The organism is Sphingomonas sp. BL-S-25, from assembly GCF_055521555.1.
Genome location: NZ_CM145486.1, coordinates 2,998,040 through 3,014,771 on the forward strand (window position 1 = coordinate 2,998,040; position 16,732 = coordinate 3,014,771).

Below are 16,732 nucleotides of genomic sequence, written 5' to 3' on the forward strand. Positions count from 1 at the left end.
TTGCGCGCGCCACACGCAGCTGCCAGCCTCGGGCGATGATCGCACTCGAGACCATCGCCGAGACCATCCCGCTGCCGCCGACGCCCAAGGGGTGGTTCGACTATGGCTATGCCGCGCTGGTCGATCGACGGCTGGCGCTGATCCGCACGCGCAGGGATGTTCACGCCGAACAGGCGCGCTGGTGGGAGGCAGTGAACGCCGGCGATCGGTGGCGACCCTCTCCGCCGCCGCCGCTGTGGGACGGCGACCTGCGGCTGTCGATCTTCGACGGGACCGCGGAGAGCGATGGGGTCACCGTGCCGTCGATCGCGCACCCCTTTGTCGACCGAACGGCGGACGGCCGGTGGCTGGTCGCCGGATCGCGCGCCGATCCGGGCGAGAAGAACGTGCGGATCCATGCCGCCGACGGGCGGATCGAGCAGAGGATGGCGCTGGGCGACGGGATCCAGGGCCTGTCATGCTCGCCGGACGGCACGATCTGGGTCGGCTATTTCGATGAAGGCGTGTTCGGCGACCGGAACAAGGACGGAAGCTGGCCGGTGTCGAGCGGCGGGATCGTGCAATTCGATGCCGCGGGCACGCCGCGCTGGTCGTTCAACGCTCAGGTGGCCGAGGGCAGGCGGATCGACGATGCCTATGCGATGACGCTGTCCGGCACCGATCTATGGGCCTGTTATTATTCGGACTTTCCGATCGTCCGGGTCCGCGACGGCAAGTCGGCCTTCTGGTCGAACCAGGTCGCGGGCGCCAGCGCGATCGCGGTGAAGGACGACCTCGTGCTGCTGGGCGGCGGCTATGGCGACGACGTGAACCGCATGACATTGGTCAGGCTGGATCGCCGGTCGAGCCGCGAACTGGGGCGTATCGAATTACCCGCGGCGGGCGGCAGCACCTCGCTGATGCAGGGGCGCGGGAGCGTGATGCACCTGGTCCGCGACGGCATCTGGACCAGGCTGACGGTTCACGACGCGGCAGTGGCGATCGGCGTGGAGCGTGGGGACTGAGCATTGCGCGGCGGGGTTGTGCCCCGCGCCGCGATCCAGTCGCGCGAGCGATCCAGGCTGGCATCGACCTGCATCAGCAGCGCGGCGATGCGGGCGTCGGGATCGGGATCGTGGCGGCTCATATGCGCGCCTCCGCGGCCGTGCGGCCGGCAAGCGTGGCGGCGATCACGCTGTCCAGGTCCGGGCCGGCGGCGAACGCTAGCGCCGCCGGGCGGCCGCCTTGTGCTTGGGCGGCGGTGAAGGCGGCGGCGCGCAGGCGGCGCAGCGCATCGACCCGGTCGTCGTTGCGGTCATATTCGCGCAGCCACTCGTCGCGGGTCCAGCGATGATGCGGCTCGAGCCGGATCGTGCGCAGTTCGGGCGGGGCGGCGGCAATGCGCGCGAGCAGCGCACGCGCCTGCGGCGTGCGGGTCCAGCGGGGCAGGGCGACCGGGCGCGGCATGGCGGCTCCATGAGATTGAGGGGGTGCGGCTCATGTATGGCGGATATATCCGTCACACAAGATCGGGGCTGTGCATTGCGCGAGGATTGGGCGTGGCTGACTGCGCCAGTTCTTTCGGCAGGGAACGGCATCTCGTTCGCCCGTGCTCCGGCGCAGGCCGGAGCCCAGCTACGGTGCGCGCGAGGTTTCGCGACAGCCGGGAACTGCCCAACTGGGTTCCGGCCTGCGCCGGAACACAGGCGTGCTGATGCGGTCCGCCACCCGTCGGGAACGCAGCCGCCCGCCGTCCGTTTTGCAGCTCATGGCAAAGCGTCCCTCACGCATGAAACTCTATGCCGCGGGCGGCACCACGCTGGCACTCGCGGCGGCGGCGGGGATCAGCCTGGCGACCTTTGCCGATGGCGGCAGCTTCGGTTTCTACACCGCTGCGCCGGTCGCCGCGGCGTGGGACGAGCCCAGGCCCGAGCCGATGCCCGCGGCGCCCTTCATCACCCCAGGTAATGCGCCGGTCGCGACCTATGCCGCCGACAGCGCGCCGGTCGAGGCGGTGCCGGCGGTGGACAGCAGCGTCGCCTGGCTGGGTGAGGACGAGTGGCAGGCGCCGGTCTATGACGAGCTGGGCAGCGTGGACGCGGTGCAGGATCGTGCCGGATCGACCCGTGACGCGCTGTCGGACGCAGTGACGCCTGCGCGCGAGGACCAGCGTTTCGACGCGCCCGATCCCGACGAGGTCGCCGCATCGGGCGACTCCCGCCCGGTCCCCGATCCGCGCGACCGCCGCGCCGCGGCAGAGGATCGCGAGGGGCGTGCACCTTCGGACCGCTACGCCGCTCAGGACTAGGACTCCTGCCGGGCGCGGCTGAGAACCCCGGAGCCGATCGCGCCGACCCCGGATCACTGCGCAGCGTCGGGATGCAGCGCGTCCGTCCATTTCGGACCCACTAATTCGAGGGGCGAAATCGCGTTCGCGAGGGCGCGGTCTGCACGCTTTGCTTGCCATGTAGGAAATTTCCTACGATAAGGAACAAAGAAAGAACAAGTGAGGCGAGTCGCATGGGCGGTGACGACACGATCCTGAGCGAACCGGCGTGCGAGGCGGGATGTGTCCGGTGCGTTCGCGCGTGCGCGATCGCGAATATCAAGCTCGGCTGGTGGCTGCGCGAGGAGGAACGGTTGCTGCGTCAGCGGACGGCTGCGCCGGCTCAGCTTTGGTGGCTGGCCGAGATCGAGGAAGCTTCAGAATGCGTGCAACGCCTTCGCCGAGAAATCGCGCGCGTTTGTCCGGCGATCCCCTCGGCATATCCGGCAGCAGCGCGAGCAGCGCCGCGATCAGATCGTCTTCACTAGGCACGCCGGCATCGCCGGCACGGCGGGCGGGGGCAGGCGCATCGGCCAGGCCGAAGATCGACAGGTCGCCGCCCAGCGCGCGCGCCAGGTTGGTCAGCACCTTGATCGTCGGGTTGCGGTTGCGGCCGTTGAGGATGTCGCCGACGCAGTCGCGTCCCTCGCCCGCGGCGGCGGACAGGCCGCGCTGGGAATATCCGCCCGAGGGCCCGGTGGCCGCAGCCAGCACTGCCCTGATCCGATCGAGATCGAGTTGGTTCGCCATGGACTGTGCATTGCATGACGGATGTGTCCGGCACAAGCGCCATTGTGCAGTGAACCGCCGGGAAGGCGCGATCGGCCCCGCTCGGGGCGGCAGGTGGACGGATTATTCCGTCGAACGGAGTGAGGAAGAGCATGTCGGACATGGGAAAGCGCAGTGTGGCGGGCAGCGCCGGGCAGGGGCGGAGCGATGCACCGTCGCGCCCGGGACACGCACCGCGAGCGGCATGCGCGCGCTGTGGACGGGTGGTGTGCGGCCATCCCGATGCGGTGTGGAGCGGTGTGGTGCCGGGGAGCGTGGCAGCATGAGCGGGCTCGCGATGACGGATAAATCCGTGGCGCGCCCCGGCACGCGCAGCGCGGCGGCGCGGGCCAAGGTCGAGGCGCAAAAGGCCGCGCTGGCGGCGCATGTCGCCGAGGGCGGGTCGATCACCGGCTGGGGCAAGGCCAACGGCATCGACGACGGCTGGGTGTGGCAGCTGTGGGGCAAGATCCGCCGCGACCTGGGGTGGCAGGCGGCGTGAGGGGTATCCGCGCCTTTATTCCTCTCCCGGAGGGAGAGGGGAACCGCGCCCGCAGGGCGGGGTGGAGAGGGGGTGTCCGCGCACGCAGCGGGTCGTGTGGGGCAACTCCCTCTCCACCAGCCTGCGGCTGGTCCCCCTCTCCCTCCGGGAGAGGATTTGGGGGTTCTACCGTTGCGCTTCTGCCGCGGCCGACCCACCCCCAGCCCCTCCCTTGCCAGGGAGGGGAGCCGGTCGGGGCGTCGCTGCGTCGTTGCGCGCTCACCGCCGGGCGGCGTGAGCCGGGGGTCGCGGGAGCGGGTTCCCCTCCCTGGAAGGGAGGGGGCAGGGGTGGGTCGGGTTCGGCTCTTGCGGTGGCGTTTTTGCGCCTCGGGCCGGGCGTTGGCGCCTTCTTCGTGGCTTCGTGTCTTTGTGCGAGCAAACTCCGCCCGCTCATTCGTGGAGGCGGCGCATGACCGTCGCGGCGCTGGTGCGGGCCATGAGCGATGCCGGGGCGACGCCGGAGGCGATTGCGATCGCCGTCGAGGCGCTCGTTGCGCGCGACGATGCGTCGGAGCGCCGGCGGACGGCCGAGCGGGAGCGTAAGCGGCGCTATCGCACGCGGCAGCGCGGCGGCGAGGCGGGGCAGCTCGACCTTGGCTATGACGACGCGCGCCCGGGCGACGCCGCGGGGACGGGACAGGGACGGGACGGGGACGGGACAGGGACGGGACAGGGACGGTACGGGGACGGGACAGTCCCGGACGCACCCCCTTCCCCTGATAAAGCCCCCCAGACCCCCAAAATTAACCCCAACCCCGCGGATACACACACGGACGCGCCTGCGTGCGAGGCCGGTTCGGGGGACGGGGAGGGGCTGAGCGAAGCCGAGCCGGAAGCTCCACCGCCGCCGTCAGCACCCCCGGCACCCGCACCTCCGCCGCCACCGCCAGCACCGCCGCCACCGCCCGAGCCGCCGCGGCTGTGGTCGTGCCCGCCCGGCGTGGAGCCGGCGCATTGGCGGGATTTCCTCGCCTGTCGCCGGCGCAAGCAGCTGGCGAACAACGAGGCTGCATACGCCCATCAGCTCAGGCTGATCGCCAAATTCGCCTGCGCCGAATGGCCGCCCGGGCGGCTGGTGCTCGCCTCGGCCGAGCGCGGCTGGGCAACGATCGTCGATCCACTCGAACATGAGGACACGGGCCATGGACATGCCCAACGCTTTCCCCACCGGCCCATCCACGGCACCCCGCGCCGCGCCCGCCACCAGGGCCGCCATGCCGGCCGCGAGCCCGAGCTCGGCCGCACCGCGGCTGCGGCGCTTGCTGTCTTTGGTGCCGGAACGGATGGCGGCGGGTGACGCGGCGATGATCCCGCTGGCCGAGGCGGCGCTGAGCGAGGCGGAGGGGCGGCTGGCGCCCGCGGGGCCGACCGATTTCCGGCGCGAGCTGACCGCGTGCCTGATGCTGTGCGCACCGTCCGGCATGGCCGAGGAGGATCGCCGCGAATGGCTGATCGCCGCCTGGGGCACGCTTCAGGGCATTCCCGCCGACCTGCTGGCGGCGGGGGCGCAGGCGGCGCGGCGGCGATGCACGCATCCGTCGCAGATCGTGCCCGCGATCCTCGAGACCGCCGAGCCGCTGTGGCGGATCCGCCGGGCCGATCGCCAGCGCGTGACCGGCGCGCTTGCCCGGATGCGCGGGGCGGCGCTGCCGGCCGAGCCGCGCTGCACCCCGGCACAGGCGCGGCGGATCATCGAGGCGCTGGGGCTGGACGTGCCCGCGCCTGGTGCCCGGCCGCCGCGCCCGGCCGTGCCCGACTGGCTGCGCGATCGGATCGCCGCGGCCGCCACCCCCGACATCAACGACCTTCCGAACGAGGACCAGTGACATGATCGACCGCAACGAAAGCCCCGAGGCACTGGCGCAGGTCGCCAATGTGCCGATCGAACTCAGCCGGCTGGTCTTCGCCGCCGCGGGATGCAGCGAGGGCGTCGCCCTGCTGCGCTCCCCCGGGCGCGGCGAGATCCTGGTCGGACAGCGCCATGCCGTCGCCTGGGCGGCGCGCGACTATCTGGGCGCGACCTATGAGCAGATCGGCCGCGCGATCAACCGCGACCATTCGGTGGTGGTGCGCGGGTACAATGCCGCGCGGCGGATGCGGCGGAACGACCCCGAGTTTCGCGAGCTGAGCAACGCGCTGGCCCGCACCGTGGCGGGGCGGACGGTGGCGCGCACCGCGCATCGCCGCCCGCGCCGGGAGGCAGTGGCATGAGTGGGGCAGAGGATCGCCCGGACGGCGCGGCGGACGCAGCCCCGCGCGCCATGGTCCCGCTGCGCCGCCCGCGCTCGCGCCTCGCCCGTTCGACCCGGCCGGGGGCGAGCGACGAGATCCGCCTGCTCGAGGGGCTGAGCGAGGGCATGCCGCTGCGCGCGCTGTGCCGCGAACTCGGGCTGGGGCGCTGGATCGTCTATCGCTGGATCGAGGCGGATCCGGGCTTTGCCGCGCGCGTGGCGCAGGCGCGGATGCAGGGGCATGACGCGCTGGCCGAGGAAGCGCTGGAGATCGCCGACGCGAGCGAGGGCGACTGGAAGGAGCGCGAACGCGGCAGCGGCGGGCCGGTGGCGGTGACCGACCATATCCAGCGCGCCAAGCTGCGCGTCGACACGAGGCTGCGGCTGCTCGCGAAATGGGACCCGCGGCGCTATGGCGAGGCGACCCTGCTCAAACATGCCGATGCCGAGGGCGGCCGCATCGATTTGGCGAAGCTGATCGCCGAGCGGCGCGCGACGGTCGCGGCCGGGCGTGCCGCGGAGGACGCGGCCGGCACCGCGGCGGCGAATGCGGCGCAGGGCGGGGAGGCCAGCGATGAGCCGCGCTGACCCCGAAGGCGATCTGGCGCGCGACATCGCCGGCTTCACCCATGATCCGCTGGGCTATGCCCGCTATGCCTTTCCTTGGGGAACCGGGCCGCTGGCCGGAGCGACCGGTCCGCGCGCATGGCAGGTCGAGGCGATGCGCGCGATCCGAACCCATCTGGAGAACCCCGAGACCCGCCATTCGCCGTTCCGGATGGTGCGCGCCAGCGGTCACGGCATCGGCAAGTCGGCGCTGATCGCGATGCTGATCTGCTGGGGGCTGGACACGTGCGAGGATACGCGGATCGTCATCACCGCCAATACCGAGCCGCAGCTGCGCACCAAGACATGGCCCGAAGTGGTCAAGTGGCGCAATTTGTCGATCACCCGCCATTGGTGGCGCATCGCCAAGTCGGGGCTGTTCGCTCGCGCCGAGGGGCATGAGGAAAGCTGGCGCGCCGACGCCGTCACCTGGAGCGAGCACAATACCGAGGCGTTTGCGGGCCTGCACAATCAGGGCAAGCGCATCGTCATCATCACCGACGAAAGCTCGAGCATCGCCGACAAGGTGTGGGAAGTGATCGAGGGGGCGCTGACCGACGAGGGGACCGAGATCCTCTGGATCGCGTTCGGCAACCCGACGCAGAATAGCGGGCGGTTCCGCGAATGTTTCGGCCGGTACCGCCATTTGTGGAACGCCGCCGCGATCGACAGCCGCACGGTGGAGGGCACCAACAAGCCCTATCTCGACGAGATGGTGCGCACCTATGGCGCGGACAGCGACATCGTGAAGGTGCGCGTGCTGGGCCAGTTCCCCAGCGCATCGTCGATGCAGTTCATCCCCGCCGCGCTGGCGCGCGAGGCGCGGACCCGGCCGCTGCCGATGCCGCTGGCCAGCGAGCCTCTGGTCTTCGGCGTCGATTGCGCGCGGTTCGGCGACGATCACTCGACGCTGGCGATCCGATGCGGCCGCGATGCGCGCAGCCGGCCGTGGCGGCGATGGCACCAGGTCGACAGCATGACGCTGGCCGGCGAGATCGCCGCCGAGGCGCAGCGCTGGCGCCCCGACGCGATCTTCGTCGATGTCGGCAACATCGGCGGCGGCGTGATCGACCGGCTGCGCCAGCTGGGGCTGAAGACGGTGTTCGAGGTCAATTTCGGCGGCGCCGGCGGGACGGTGGAATGGGCAGCCGGCGTGCGGATCGCGACCGCGAACAAGCGCTCGGAAATCTGGTCGTCGATGCGCGCCTGGCTGGCCGCGGGCGGATGCATCCCCGACGAACAGGCGGTCGAGGACGATCTGACCGGGGTCGAATATGGCTATGGCGCGGGCGAGACCGCGATCCAGCTGGAGAAGAAAGCGCATATGAAGGCGCGCGGGCTGGCATCGCCCGACGATGCGGACGCGCTGGCGTGCACCTTCGCGATGCCGGTCCTGCCCCGCACCCCCCACCGGCTGGACCCCGCCAGCCTGATCCCGCCGGGGGGGTGGTATGATCGGTATGCGGAGCTGCGCGACTGATGCCGGCGCTGAGGAATGTGCGCCAGGCGTTGGACGCGGCGGGCGAGGCGGACGGCGGCGTGGCGGCGGACTTCACGCTGGCGGACGGCCGGGTCGCTTCGGTGCGGGTGAGCGCGGAGGAGTGGCGCATGCACGGCGAGGCGGCGCTGCGGCGGGAGATGGACGCGGTGGTGGCGTGGGTGGAGGAGGCGGCGCGGATGGGGGCGGGGCGCGGAGGCGCGGTGCGGCGGCGGTGGGAGGAGTTGTGAGGGGGGCTTCTTCGAGCGTCCCCCTCATCCTTCCCACTCGCTTCGCGAGCGGGCCCAGTGCCGGGTGAACAGCGCCCCGCGCTATTCAGGTCATGCCGGGGGCATAACCGACCCGGCACTCTTCTCCCACAGGGGGAGAAGGAGATTGGTGCGGTCCAAATTCCCTCTCCCCCTGTGGGAGAGGGAGGGAGCCGGCGGAGCCGGCGGAAGGGTGAGGGGGAGTTTGCGAACGCGCGCGTCTCAACTCAGTTCATCCCCCTCATCCTTCCCACTGCCTGCGGCAGCGGGCCCCTTCCTTCTCCCACGGGGGGAGAAGGAGGTTGTTGGGCATGACCGACCCGGCACACTTCTCCCACGAGGGGAAAAGGAGGTTGGGCATGACCGTCCCGGCGTTCTTCTCCCACAAGGGGAAAAGGAAAGTCGCGCCGCGCCCCTTATTCGTGCGGCACCAGCGCCGCCTTTTTCGGGTCATAGACCATGTCCTGCAGCGTTCCGTTGCCGATGCGCTGGACGATTTCGTCGATGATCGGGAGGGGGACCATGAACCATTCGCGGGGGCGGACCAGCTTGCCGAAGCGGTCGGGGATCTGGGCGTCGAAGCGCACCCGGTCGAGCACGCGGTGGATCAGACTTTCCAGTCGGGTGCGGCTGGGGATGTCGTAGAGCTTGTAGGTCGCGATGATGTCGACATCGGCCAGCAGGAAGGTGGCATCGTCGCGGGCGGCGGCGATGCGGGCCTCGACCGATCCGCCGGTGATGCCGATCTTGTGAACCAGGTCGCGGTGCGCGGCCACGGTCGGGTGAGTCGACCGGCTGCGTAGGACGTAGAGCGTGCCGCTGGCGAGCTGTTCGGGCTCGTCCTCCGGCGCGGGATCGGGTGGCGTATAGGGGGTGCGGGCTTCCGCAAACAGCGGGCCGGCGCTGGGTTCGCTGATGCGGCGGCCGCCTACGTCCTTGTACAGCGCGCGCTGAAGCGAGCGGAGCAGCAGGTCGCTTTCGGTGCCGTTGGAGTAGATCACGCGCAGCCGGGCGTCGGTCTCTCCGTTCGGCGCCTTGATCGGCTCCCCGGCCTCGGCGACATAGGCGATCTGGCCCGCCAGGATGAAGAATTCGCCGGGCAGGATCTCGGCCTTGGACAGACCGAGGTCGCGCACGAAGGGGCGGCTGGTGCGTGCGCCCGAGGCCAGATCGGCCTCGACCCGGTCGAACAGCGGCTTGAAGCTCGCAAAGTCCTCGCACCGCTTGGCGCTGGCGATGTCCTCCGCCGCCTTGCGTTCCTCGCTGGAGCGCACGTTGCGCAGCCGGGTGATATCGTCCGCGGCGCCATCGTCGATGCCGAGTTCCGCCAACAGCGCATCGTCGTCGAGCTGTTCGGCCGGTGTGCCATCCACGGACGCCGCCAGCAGGCCGTAGCGGTCGAACTCGGCGAGCAGCGCGTGATACTCATCCAGCGCGCGCAGGCGATCGAGACGCACGGCATAGAGGCGTTCGAAGATGTCGCGATCCTCGCCGTGCCGAGGTGGGCGGCCATGTTCCTCGCGGAACTTCACGATATCCTCGAACCCGGCGATGACGCGCTCCTCGCGCGGGGTTCGGGCGCGGACCTTCTTGGGCGTCAGGTCGATGCCCAGTTCGGCCAGCAGCTCGTCGTCGGTCATGTCAGCCATTGGCGGCGGCCGCCTTTGCGCGGTAGCGGGCCAAGGCTGCCACGCCCTCGGCCAGTTGGCGCTCCCAGGGATCCTGCGAGGTCGCCTCGGGCGCACGCCCGCGCTCGCGCTTCCACTCGAGCGCGCGCACCGCATAGGCGCGCGCGTCCTCTTCGCTCAGCGTCGTCTTGCGTGCGGAGATCGCCGCCTGGACCTGGCGCAGCGTATTCTCGTTCATCGCCCGCGCCAGGATCGCATAGGCAGCCTCGAACGGGTTGATCCGGTCGATCAGGTCGATGTCGAGCTCGCGCACGTTCATGAACTTGCGCACGCCGTCGACGAACGAGGTGTTGGCCTTCAGCTCGCCGCCGGCATCCTCGGTCGCGCTTTCGGTGACGATCTTCGCGGCCTGCTGCGTCACGTTCAGCGCGGCGATGGCGTGCTGGCGGATCGCCTCCTGATCGGTCTCGCTCAACTCGGGATAGCGATCGCGCACGATCCGACCCATGCGGACCTGGGTCAGCTCCTCGGGCACGACCTCGGGATCGAACAGGCCGCGCTCGATCGCCTGCCTGTCCTGGATGAAGCTGGTCAGCACCTCGTTGATGTCCGCGGCACAGATCCGCTTCGCCTCGGCCGAGCTGGGCAGGATCAGGTCCTTCAGCTCGAAATGGAACTGGCCGCGTTCCTCGTTGAAGCCGACATTGGTGCGGCCCTGCTGATAGCCGTCGGGGCCGTAATCGAACCCCTCCTTCGGCCCGGCGTCCTTGGGCGTGAAGTCGAAGCGGGGGGCAAGTACCTGTTCCATCAACAGGCTGGCCGCGATCGCCTTCAGCGTGTCGTTGACCGCCTCCGCCACGACATCGTCGGCGGCGGCGGGTTCGGCGATCAGGTTGGTGAAGCGGGCGACGGTCTTGCCCGGCGCATCGCGAGTGGCGCGGCCGATGATCTGGATGATCTCGGTCAGGCTGGAGCGATAGCCGACGGTCAGTGCATGTTCGCACCAGATCCAGTCGAACCCCTCCTTCGCCATGCCCAGCGCGATGATGATGTCGACATGGTCGCGGTCGCTGCGTGCCTGGGGACTTTTCAGCGCGGCGGAGACGCGGTCGCGCCTGGCGGGATCGTCGTCGACCAGGTCGGCGACCTTGATCGTGGTGCCGGCGGCGGTCTCGATCAGGTGGAAGCCGGTGTCGGGATCGGTCCCCTTCCAGCTGCCGAGGTGATCCATGATCTCCTCGACCTCGCGATGCTTGTCCTTGGTGCTTTCGCGGCTGTTGACGCTGGGGATATGGACGATCGTCTTTACCGCCGGGTCGAGCAGGTCGACGATCTTGTCGACATAGCGGCCGGTGTAGAAGCTGTAGGCGATGTCGAGCGTCTTGAGATAGCGATAGCCGTTGAGTTGTTCGTAATAGGTATAGGTGACGGTGACGAACTTCGCCTCGTCCTCGGGCGACAGCACCGCGGCGGCGTCGCCGCGAAAATAGCTGCCGGTCATCGCGACCAGATGCACCCGGTCGCGCGCGATCAACTGGCCCAGCTGCGCGCCCAGGCGATTTTCGGGATTGGCGGAGACATGGTGGAATTCGTCGACCGCGATCAGCCGGTCGTCGAACGCTTCGATCCCCAGCTCGTCCACCGCAAAGCGGAAGGTGGCATGGGTGCAGACCAGCACCGTGTCGTCCGACGCGAGAAACTCGCCGACCGCCTTCACCTTGGACTTCGCCACCTTCACATCGTCCGCGCCCGGCGTGTTGCACAGGTTCCAGTGCGGCTTCACCGTCCAGTCGGCCCAGAAGCCATGGGCGGAAAGCGGCTCGTCGGCGAAGCTGCCGCCAATCGAGCGCTCCGGGACCACGATGATCGCCTGCTTGACGCCCTGATTGGCGAGCTTGTCGAGCGCGATGAACATCAGCGCGCGCGACTTGCCCGACGCCGGGGGTGACTTGATCAGCAGATATTGCTCGCCGCGATGCGCATAGGCGCGCGCCTGCATCGGGCGCATGCCGAGTTCGTTGGCGCTGGACGAGGCCCCGGTATGCGCGGTGACCAGGCGGACGGCGGGGATGGGGCGGGTTTCGGTCATTCGTTGAACAGCTCGCTATGGGTGCCGGCGCGGGCAAAATAGACGGTGCCGCTTTTGCCCTGCATTTCGTCGATCTGGTAGATCAACAGGAAGTCGCCGCCGATGTGGCATTCGCGGTAGCCGGACCAGTCGCCCTTTAGCGGATGATCCTTCCATTCCGGCCCAAGCGGCCCGTCATTGGCGATCAGCAGCAGGATGACCGACTTGAGCTGACGCATGTCGTAGCGGCCCGAGCGATCGAGCCGGTCCCAATCCTTGGTAAACGGCTTGGCATATCGGCAGGCGCGCGGATGGCGCGCGCGCTTATTCGCCACGCTCCAGGCTTGCGAACATCGCCTCGGCCGTCGGGAAGGACTCGCGCCCGTCCGCCTTCATCTGCGCGATCTCTTCCATCGCCGCCCGCGTTTCCGCATTGGGCACCTTCAGCTCCAGCGGAAAGGCCTGTTCGGCGACGATGCGGCGGAACAGCAGCCGCACCGCATCCGCCGTCGACAGCCCGATCGCATCGAGCGCCGCCGTCGCATCGGCCTTTAACTTGTCATCCATCCGCACGTGGAGCATGGACGTCGCCATCATTGCCTCCTGTATCTCAATTGCGATACATAATGGATCGGCGCGGGGGTTCAAGCGGATGGTCGGACCCCGGGTGCCGCTTCGGCGGCACGCTTCGACTACTTGCCTGCCTGTTCATGGTGATCGACGAACGCAGCGACCGAGCCGTAATGATCCCGTACGCGCGTCTGCACCTTCCGCATCATTTCGCGTCCGCGTTCTGCCCAGCCATGCGCCTCGAACATGCCGGCGAAGCCACCATATTTGGCGGTCGCGATGCGAGAAATCGCCTTGGCGTCGCCGCCCGGTTCGAACTGACTCATTGGTCCTCCCCCAGACGCAGGCCGAACTGTTCCCGCAGAAAATCGGCGGTTTGCGGATCATAGATTTTGCAGGCGATCGCCTGGTTCGCAAAGATGCCTTGATACGTCTTCGCATCTGCCCGGCCGAAGGTGCGCCGCCAATCGACGCCGACCACATAGGCGGCGCGATCGGGATCATCCGCGAACTGCGTCAGGTAACGCGTCGGCAGCACCTCGATCAGTTTTCGTCCGTCCGCCAGCACGAACTCGGACGCCAGCGTCTTCTCGGTCGTGACGCGGCCATAGCCGAGATAGCCGGTCTTTTTCTGATAGTAGAAGATCGGTGCGCCGATCTCGAGCCGGTCGAGCTGATTGGTATAGTGACGGCCACCATCGGCCGTGAAGAAACCGTGCTGGCGCAATTCTTCCCACGGCCGATCCTCCTCGGCGCCCCCGGTGACATAGTAGAGGCCGGACCAGGGTGCGCGCGCCTTTTTGACGGCGCGATCCTTGACCTCCTCCTGATCCAACAGGCTTTCGGTGGTCAGCCATTCATGACCCTCGGCGCCGAAGATGTTGAAGAAGCTGGCGTTGATGCCGACATCATGTTCTTCGGACAGATATTCGATGATCCGCTTGGTCGCTTCGTCGACCTCGCTGGCCACCACGATCATCTGATGCGAGGCGTTGAGGGTTTCCGGCACGGCCTTGGCATAGCGGTCGCGGTAGAGATCGGGCAGCGATCGTCCGGTCGCGGCGCGCGCCAGTTCGTGAACGTCCTTCGTCGTCAGGTGGCGGACCCAGGACGCATAGTCGAGCACCTGTCCGACGATATCGCGCGGGGATCGGTCGCGCTTCAATTCGACGATGATCAGATTGCCGTCCTCGTCCATCGCGAGCAGGTCGATCCGCTTGCCATGGTCGGTCGCCACCTGTCGCCCGATGATGATGCCATCGACGCCGATCAGGCTGAGGTCGGACGCGACCCAGTCCTCGATCCGGCTTTCGAGATCGAGCGGCTTGCGACGGCTTTCCACCAGCCCGTTATCAGCGATGCGGAACAGGCGGGTCATGCCGCCTTCCTGCCCTTCTTCGCCTTGGGCTGGTCGGCGGTCATCTTCGTGTAGAGGTCGAACAGCTTTTCCAGGCGTTCGGTGTCGTTGCGGAAGCGGCGGCCGATATAGATGCGTTCCAGCACCTCGTCATTCTCGTCATGCGCGCGGCGCAGGTCGTCCGGCATCGCATCGGGATCGTAGAGATCGGCGATGGTCGCGGGGAAATGCGCCTCGCGCGCGAGTAGTATATTCTCTGCGGTGCGGGTGAGGTCTGCCTTATCCTGTTCGGTGAGCCTGGGGACGGGGAAGGTGTTCCAGCCGAGAGTGTTAGTATAGGAAAAGTCCGTCCTCATTCGCGCGCAAACCGTCCCGATCCAGACCCAATGAAGACGGGATGCGATAATGGCAAACGTCCAAAGCGGGCCGTCTTGGATGGCAAAGTTCTTGTTCGATAGCATAACAGAAGAGTCTTCAATGCCGACTGGCAAATACGGCCTGTTCTCGGAGCTGACTACCGGAACGACTACAGAGTGCCGCTTCGACGGGCGCTTTCGTTCATCGAAGCGATGCGGCCACGCTGAAGCGTCGCGGGTTGCTTGCTTATTACTGGCCATGCGGAATGCACGAACGGCTTCGATTCGTCTCGCCAGTGACGGGATGCCGCGCGCTTGTTCGATTTCGTCATCTCCTATCCATACGCAATAGCGGACTACTCCATTTATTAATTCGTAAGAGCCTGAGAAGCGACGAATGAACCTCGTCTTCTCGTTGTCTGTAAGTGCGAGATCATCGACTTCTTGCCCGGTTGCGAGAAGATGTCCGCCATCTGTAGGCGAGTTCCCCCTAGTCATGTCCGGTAGATTGCTGATCGATGATGATGCCTTTTCGACCCATGTATCCGACCCTGCGACCAAGTAAGGGCTAATATTATCTACTAAACGCGCGACAGAAGTTCCTCCGTCATCAGTGGAAAATATGGTCTTTTTACCTAATATTCCGTTTCCTATGCCGACTATAACTACCGTCACCCCGGCATTGTTATTAGCAAGATTTGCCCATTTGAAAGATGTATAGGCGAATGTAATCTCCGTTCCCATCCTGCGAATGGCGGGCCATAGAGCTGGCACCTGCTGCCCCTGGCAAATCGAGTTGGTCATCACGAAAGCTGCTGATGATCTCTGAAAAACACTGTATAGAGCAGCTTTGTAAATCCAGCCGGCGACGTAATCCAGCGATCTCCAACCCTCAAGTTGCTCGCCAAAAACCAAGGCCATGTCAGCCTTCTGATCTTCAGATTGCCATTTGCTGCCGTAATAAGGAGGATTCCCACAAATATACGTCTCCCACCCGGCGCCCTCACCGAGCCCATCCTCCAGCGCCAACCGCCCCGTCGGCCCGGCCAGGTCCTCCTCCTCGACCATCGTCGCCCCGACCGGCGGACACACCTCCAGCCAGTCCAGCCGCAGCGCATTGCCAACGGTGATCTGCCCGGTCTTGTGCAGCGGCAGGACCATCGCGCGGGCCTCCTGCTGGCTGAGATAGAGGCAGTCGGCCTGGAATTCGGCGATCAGCAGGGCGAGGCGGGCGATCTCTGCCGCGAAGCCCTTGATCTCGATGCCGTAGAAATTGCTCAGGGGGATGACGCTGCGGCGTTCGTCGAGCTTGAGATTGGCCTCCCCGCCCAGGCGGGTGACGATCTGTGCCTCGATGCCGCGCATTTCCTTGTACGCGATCACCAGGAAATTGCCCGATCCGCAGGCGGGGTCGAACACGCGGATCCGCGCCAGTCGGCGGCGCAGCGTGCGCAGTTTCGACTTGCTGTCGCCCGCGGCCTCCAGCTGATCGCGCAGGTCGTCGAGGAACAGCGGGTTGAGCACCTTCAGGATGTTGGGCACGCTGGTATAGTGCATGCCCAGTTCGCCGCGTTCGCCATCGTCGGCGACCGCCTGGATCATCGATCCGAAGATGTCGGGGTTGATCTCCTTCCAGTCCAGCTCGCCGGCGCGCAGCAGGTAAGCGCGGGCGGTGCGGCTGAAGCGCGGGCATTCGGTGACGCCGGTGAACAGGCCGCCATTCACATAGGGAAAGACATCGGCATAGGGGCGGATGCCCGCCGCGCGGCGATGGCGGCCGTCGAGATTGCCGTCATGCGTGACGGGCGTGTCCATCGCGCGGAACAGTTCGGCCAGGACGAGATGGGTGTTGCCCCATTGATCCGGGCCGCTGCCATGACCGGCATGGCTCATCTGATCGACGGTCGCGGTGAACTGATTGTCGCGGAAGATGCCGGTATCCTCGGCAAAGAAGCAGAAGATCAGCCGCGCCATGAACTGGTTGAGTTCGTGGCGGCGATCCTCGGTCGCCCAGTCGGGATTGTCCTTCAGCAGCTCGACATAGAGGCGGTTGAGCCGGCCGGTCGCCTTGACGTCGATCGGGTTGTTCTTGATCTCCTTGACGGTGGAGATGCCGGCGAGCTGCAGGAAGAAGGCGAAGTGGCGCGGCAGATCGGCGAAGGCGCAGGCGATGGTGTCGCCCGAGCCGAGATCCTCCGCCTCGACCATGTCGCCATCGGTGGCGAGCAGGAACTTGGCCTTGGCGGCCGCGGTCTTCGGGCTGGCGCGCAGGGCGGCGAGGGTCGCGGTCACCTGACCCGCGGGGGCGACGGCGATGTGGATGTTGTTACGCTGAAGCACCGCGCCGGGGACGTCGGACGCGTTGGAATCGCCCTTGCGCAGGCGCTTGAGCGTGGTGTCCTTCGCGCCGAAGGCCTGGAGGAACTGAAAGGGGAATTCGGCCGGGTCGAACGGCTGGAGCACCAGGTCGGAAACGGCTTCTTCGATTTCTACGGCATTCATTCGTCACGCAGTCCCGGTGGCCGGCGCGGGCGATGGCGCCGGTGATTCAGGCGA

19 protein-coding genes are annotated in these 16,732 nt (G+C 67.4%); 9 read left to right on the plus strand and 10 right to left on the minus strand.

Translation table 11 applies throughout. The features are described from left to right. The first annotated feature begins 35 nt into the window (after nt 1–35). Entirely contained in the window at nt 36–1,004 is a 969-nt protein-coding gene (locus tag ACZ1H8_RS14440) for a hypothetical protein (RefSeq protein WP_465177872.1), read from the plus strand. Here ACZ1H8_RS14440 and ACZ1H8_RS14445 read toward each other — a convergent pair. Together ACZ1H8_RS14445 and ACZ1H8_RS14450 are read right to left on the minus strand one after the other, a co-directional pair. Next, the gene (locus ACZ1H8_RS14445) at nt 962–1,126 is read right to left on the minus strand and encodes a hypothetical protein (protein ID WP_465177873.1); all 165 of its coding nucleotides are present in this window, start codon (nt 1,124–1,126) and stop codon (nt 962–964) included. The two genes, ACZ1H8_RS14440 and ACZ1H8_RS14445, sit on opposite strands and share 43 nt — an antisense overlap. Further along, the gene (locus ACZ1H8_RS14450) at nt 1,123–1,446 is read right to left on the minus strand and encodes a hypothetical protein (protein WP_465177874.1); all 324 of its coding nucleotides are present in this window, start codon (nt 1,444–1,446) and stop codon (nt 1,123–1,125) included. The genes ACZ1H8_RS14445 and ACZ1H8_RS14450 overlap by 4 nt, the downstream gene beginning before the upstream one ends. Before the next feature lie 322 nt (nt 1,447–1,768). Between ACZ1H8_RS14450 and ACZ1H8_RS14455 the strand changes: the two genes are divergently transcribed. Continuing rightward, nucleotides 1,769–2,287 carry a hypothetical protein gene (locus tag ACZ1H8_RS14455; RefSeq protein ID WP_465177875.1) on the plus strand — a complete coding sequence of 173 codons (519 nt, stop codon included), beginning with the start codon at nt 1,769–1,771 and terminating at the stop codon, nt 2,285–2,287. A 297-nt stretch (nt 2,288–2,584) separates the two neighbouring features. On the opposite strand, the gene ACZ1H8_RS14460 is transcribed toward ACZ1H8_RS14455, so the two are convergent. Further along, nucleotides 2,585–3,055, minus strand: a complete 471-nt coding sequence (locus ACZ1H8_RS14460; protein WP_465177876.1) for a helix-turn-helix domain-containing protein — start codon at nt 3,053–3,055, stop codon at nt 2,585–2,587. A 316-nt stretch (nt 3,056–3,371) separates the two neighbouring features. Here ACZ1H8_RS14460 and ACZ1H8_RS14465 point away from each other — a divergent pair, with 316 nt between their 5' ends. From ACZ1H8_RS14465 to ACZ1H8_RS14495, 7 genes are all read left to right on the plus strand, one after another. Then, nucleotides 3,372–3,575, plus strand: a complete 204-nt coding sequence (locus ACZ1H8_RS14465; RefSeq protein WP_465177877.1) for a hypothetical protein — start codon at nt 3,372–3,374, stop codon at nt 3,573–3,575. 979 nt (nt 3,576–4,554) lie between these two features. After that, entirely contained in the window at nt 4,555–4,911 is a 357-nt protein-coding gene (locus ACZ1H8_RS14470; RefSeq protein WP_465177878.1) for a hypothetical protein, read from the plus strand. Beyond that, the gene (locus ACZ1H8_RS14475; RefSeq protein ID WP_465177879.1) at nt 4,886–5,440 is read left to right on the plus strand and encodes a hypothetical protein; all 555 of its coding nucleotides are present in this window, start codon (nt 4,886–4,888) and stop codon (nt 5,438–5,440) included. Before ACZ1H8_RS14470 ends, ACZ1H8_RS14475 begins: the two co-directional genes overlap by 26 nt. A gap of 1 nt (nt 5,441) precedes the next feature. Then, nucleotides 5,442–5,825, plus strand: coding sequence for a hypothetical protein (locus ACZ1H8_RS14480; protein WP_110152667.1), 384 nt, complete (start codon nt 5,442–5,444; stop codon nt 5,823–5,825). Beyond that, the gene (locus ACZ1H8_RS14485) at nt 5,822–6,433 is read left to right on the plus strand and encodes a terminase small subunit-like protein (RefSeq protein WP_465177880.1); all 612 of its coding nucleotides are present in this window, start codon (nt 5,822–5,824) and stop codon (nt 6,431–6,433) included. Before ACZ1H8_RS14480 ends, ACZ1H8_RS14485 begins: the two co-directional genes overlap by 4 nt. Further along, a complete protein-coding gene (locus ACZ1H8_RS14490; RefSeq protein ID WP_465177881.1) occupies nt 6,420–7,931 on the plus strand; it encodes a terminase in 1,512 nt (503 codons plus the stop codon). The genes ACZ1H8_RS14485 and ACZ1H8_RS14490 overlap by 14 nt, the downstream gene beginning before the upstream one ends. Next, on the plus strand, nt 7,931–8,179 hold the full coding sequence (locus ACZ1H8_RS14495) for a hypothetical protein (protein ID WP_465177882.1): 249 nt from the start codon (nt 7,931–7,933) through the stop codon (nt 8,177–8,179). The genes ACZ1H8_RS14490 and ACZ1H8_RS14495 overlap by 1 nt, the downstream gene beginning before the upstream one ends. Nucleotides 8,180–8,613: 434 nt before the next feature. Here the strand turns inward: ACZ1H8_RS14495 and ACZ1H8_RS14500 are convergent, their stop codons facing one another. The 7 genes from ACZ1H8_RS14500 to ACZ1H8_RS14530 form a co-directional block, all read right to left on the minus strand. After that, nucleotides 8,614–9,846, minus strand: a complete 1,233-nt coding sequence (locus ACZ1H8_RS14500) for a GIY-YIG nuclease family protein (protein WP_465177883.1) — start codon at nt 9,844–9,846, stop codon at nt 8,614–8,616. Further along, a complete protein-coding gene (locus tag ACZ1H8_RS14505; protein WP_465177884.1) occupies nt 9,839–11,914 on the minus strand; it encodes a DEAD/DEAH box helicase in 2,076 nt (691 codons plus the stop codon). Before ACZ1H8_RS14505 ends, ACZ1H8_RS14500 begins: the two co-directional genes overlap by 8 nt. After that, a complete protein-coding gene (locus ACZ1H8_RS14510; protein ID WP_465177885.1) occupies nt 11,911–12,228 on the minus strand; it encodes a type II toxin-antitoxin system YafQ family toxin in 318 nt (105 codons plus the stop codon). The genes ACZ1H8_RS14505 and ACZ1H8_RS14510 overlap by 4 nt, the downstream gene beginning before the upstream one ends. Then, entirely contained in the window at nt 12,218–12,487 is a 270-nt protein-coding gene (locus tag ACZ1H8_RS14515) for a type II toxin-antitoxin system RelB/DinJ family antitoxin (protein ID WP_465177886.1), read from the minus strand. The genes ACZ1H8_RS14510 and ACZ1H8_RS14515 overlap by 11 nt, the downstream gene beginning before the upstream one ends. Before the next feature lie 98 nt (nt 12,488–12,585). Then, nucleotides 12,586–12,789, minus strand: coding sequence for a hypothetical protein (locus tag ACZ1H8_RS14520; RefSeq protein WP_346248962.1), 204 nt, complete (start codon nt 12,787–12,789; stop codon nt 12,586–12,588). Then, the gene (locus ACZ1H8_RS14525; RefSeq protein WP_465177887.1) at nt 12,786–13,841 is read right to left on the minus strand and encodes an endonuclease NucS domain-containing protein; all 1,056 of its coding nucleotides are present in this window, start codon (nt 13,839–13,841) and stop codon (nt 12,786–12,788) included. The genes ACZ1H8_RS14520 and ACZ1H8_RS14525 overlap by 4 nt, the downstream gene beginning before the upstream one ends. Then, complete coding sequence (locus tag ACZ1H8_RS14530) at nt 13,838–16,678, minus strand: class I SAM-dependent DNA methyltransferase (protein ID WP_465177888.1); 2,841 nt, start codon at nt 16,676–16,678, stop codon at nt 13,838–13,840. The genes ACZ1H8_RS14525 and ACZ1H8_RS14530 overlap by 4 nt, the downstream gene beginning before the upstream one ends. Nucleotides 16,679–16,732: the final 54 nt, after the last annotated feature.

Excerpts from the sequence above, each read along its gene's own strand:
- ACZ1H8_RS14440 (WP_465177872.1), top strand. The coding sequence starts at position 36 with ATGATCGCACTCGAGACCATCGCCGAGACCATCCCGCTGCCGCCGACG.
- ACZ1H8_RS14445 (WP_465177873.1), bottom strand. The coding sequence starts at position 1,126 with ATGAGCCGCCACGATCCCGATCCCGACGCCCGCATCGCCGCGCTGCTG.
- ACZ1H8_RS14450 (WP_465177874.1), bottom strand. The coding sequence starts at position 1,446 with ATGCCGCGCCCGGTCGCCCTGCCCCGCTGGACCCGCACGCCGCAGGCG.
- ACZ1H8_RS14455 (WP_465177875.1), top strand. The coding sequence starts at position 1,769 with ATGAAACTCTATGCCGCGGGCGGCACCACGCTGGCACTCGCGGCGGCG.
- ACZ1H8_RS14460 (WP_465177876.1), bottom strand. The coding sequence starts at position 3,055 with ATGGCGAACCAACTCGATCTCGATCGGATCAGGGCAGTGCTGGCTGCG.
- ACZ1H8_RS14465 (WP_465177877.1), top strand. The coding sequence starts at position 3,372 with ATGACGGATAAATCCGTGGCGCGCCCCGGCACGCGCAGCGCGGCGGCG.
- ACZ1H8_RS14480 (WP_110152667.1), top strand. The coding sequence starts at position 5,442 with ATGATCGACCGCAACGAAAGCCCCGAGGCACTGGCGCAGGTCGCCAAT.
- ACZ1H8_RS14485 (WP_465177880.1), top strand. The coding sequence starts at position 5,822 with ATGAGTGGGGCAGAGGATCGCCCGGACGGCGCGGCGGACGCAGCCCCG.
- ACZ1H8_RS14490 (WP_465177881.1), top strand. The coding sequence starts at position 6,420 with ATGAGCCGCGCTGACCCCGAAGGCGATCTGGCGCGCGACATCGCCGGC.
- ACZ1H8_RS14495 (WP_465177882.1), top strand. The coding sequence starts at position 7,931 with ATGCCGGCGCTGAGGAATGTGCGCCAGGCGTTGGACGCGGCGGGCGAG.
- ACZ1H8_RS14500 (WP_465177883.1), bottom strand. The coding sequence starts at position 9,846 with ATGGCTGACATGACCGACGACGAGCTGCTGGCCGAACTGGGCATCGAC.
- ACZ1H8_RS14505 (WP_465177884.1), bottom strand. The coding sequence starts at position 11,914 with ATGACCGAAACCCGCCCCATCCCCGCCGTCCGCCTGGTCACCGCGCAT.
- ACZ1H8_RS14515 (WP_465177886.1), bottom strand. The coding sequence starts at position 12,487 with ATGGCGACGTCCATGCTCCACGTGCGGATGGATGACAAGTTAAAGGCC.
- ACZ1H8_RS14520 (WP_346248962.1), bottom strand. The coding sequence starts at position 12,789 with ATGAGTCAGTTCGAACCGGGCGGCGACGCCAAGGCGATTTCTCGCATC.
- ACZ1H8_RS14525 (WP_465177887.1), bottom strand. The coding sequence starts at position 13,841 with ATGACCCGCCTGTTCCGCATCGCTGATAACGGGCTGGTGGAAAGCCGT.
- ACZ1H8_RS14530 (WP_465177888.1), bottom strand. The coding sequence starts at position 16,678 with ATGAATGCCGTAGAAATCGAAGAAGCCGTTTCCGACCTGGTGCTCCAG.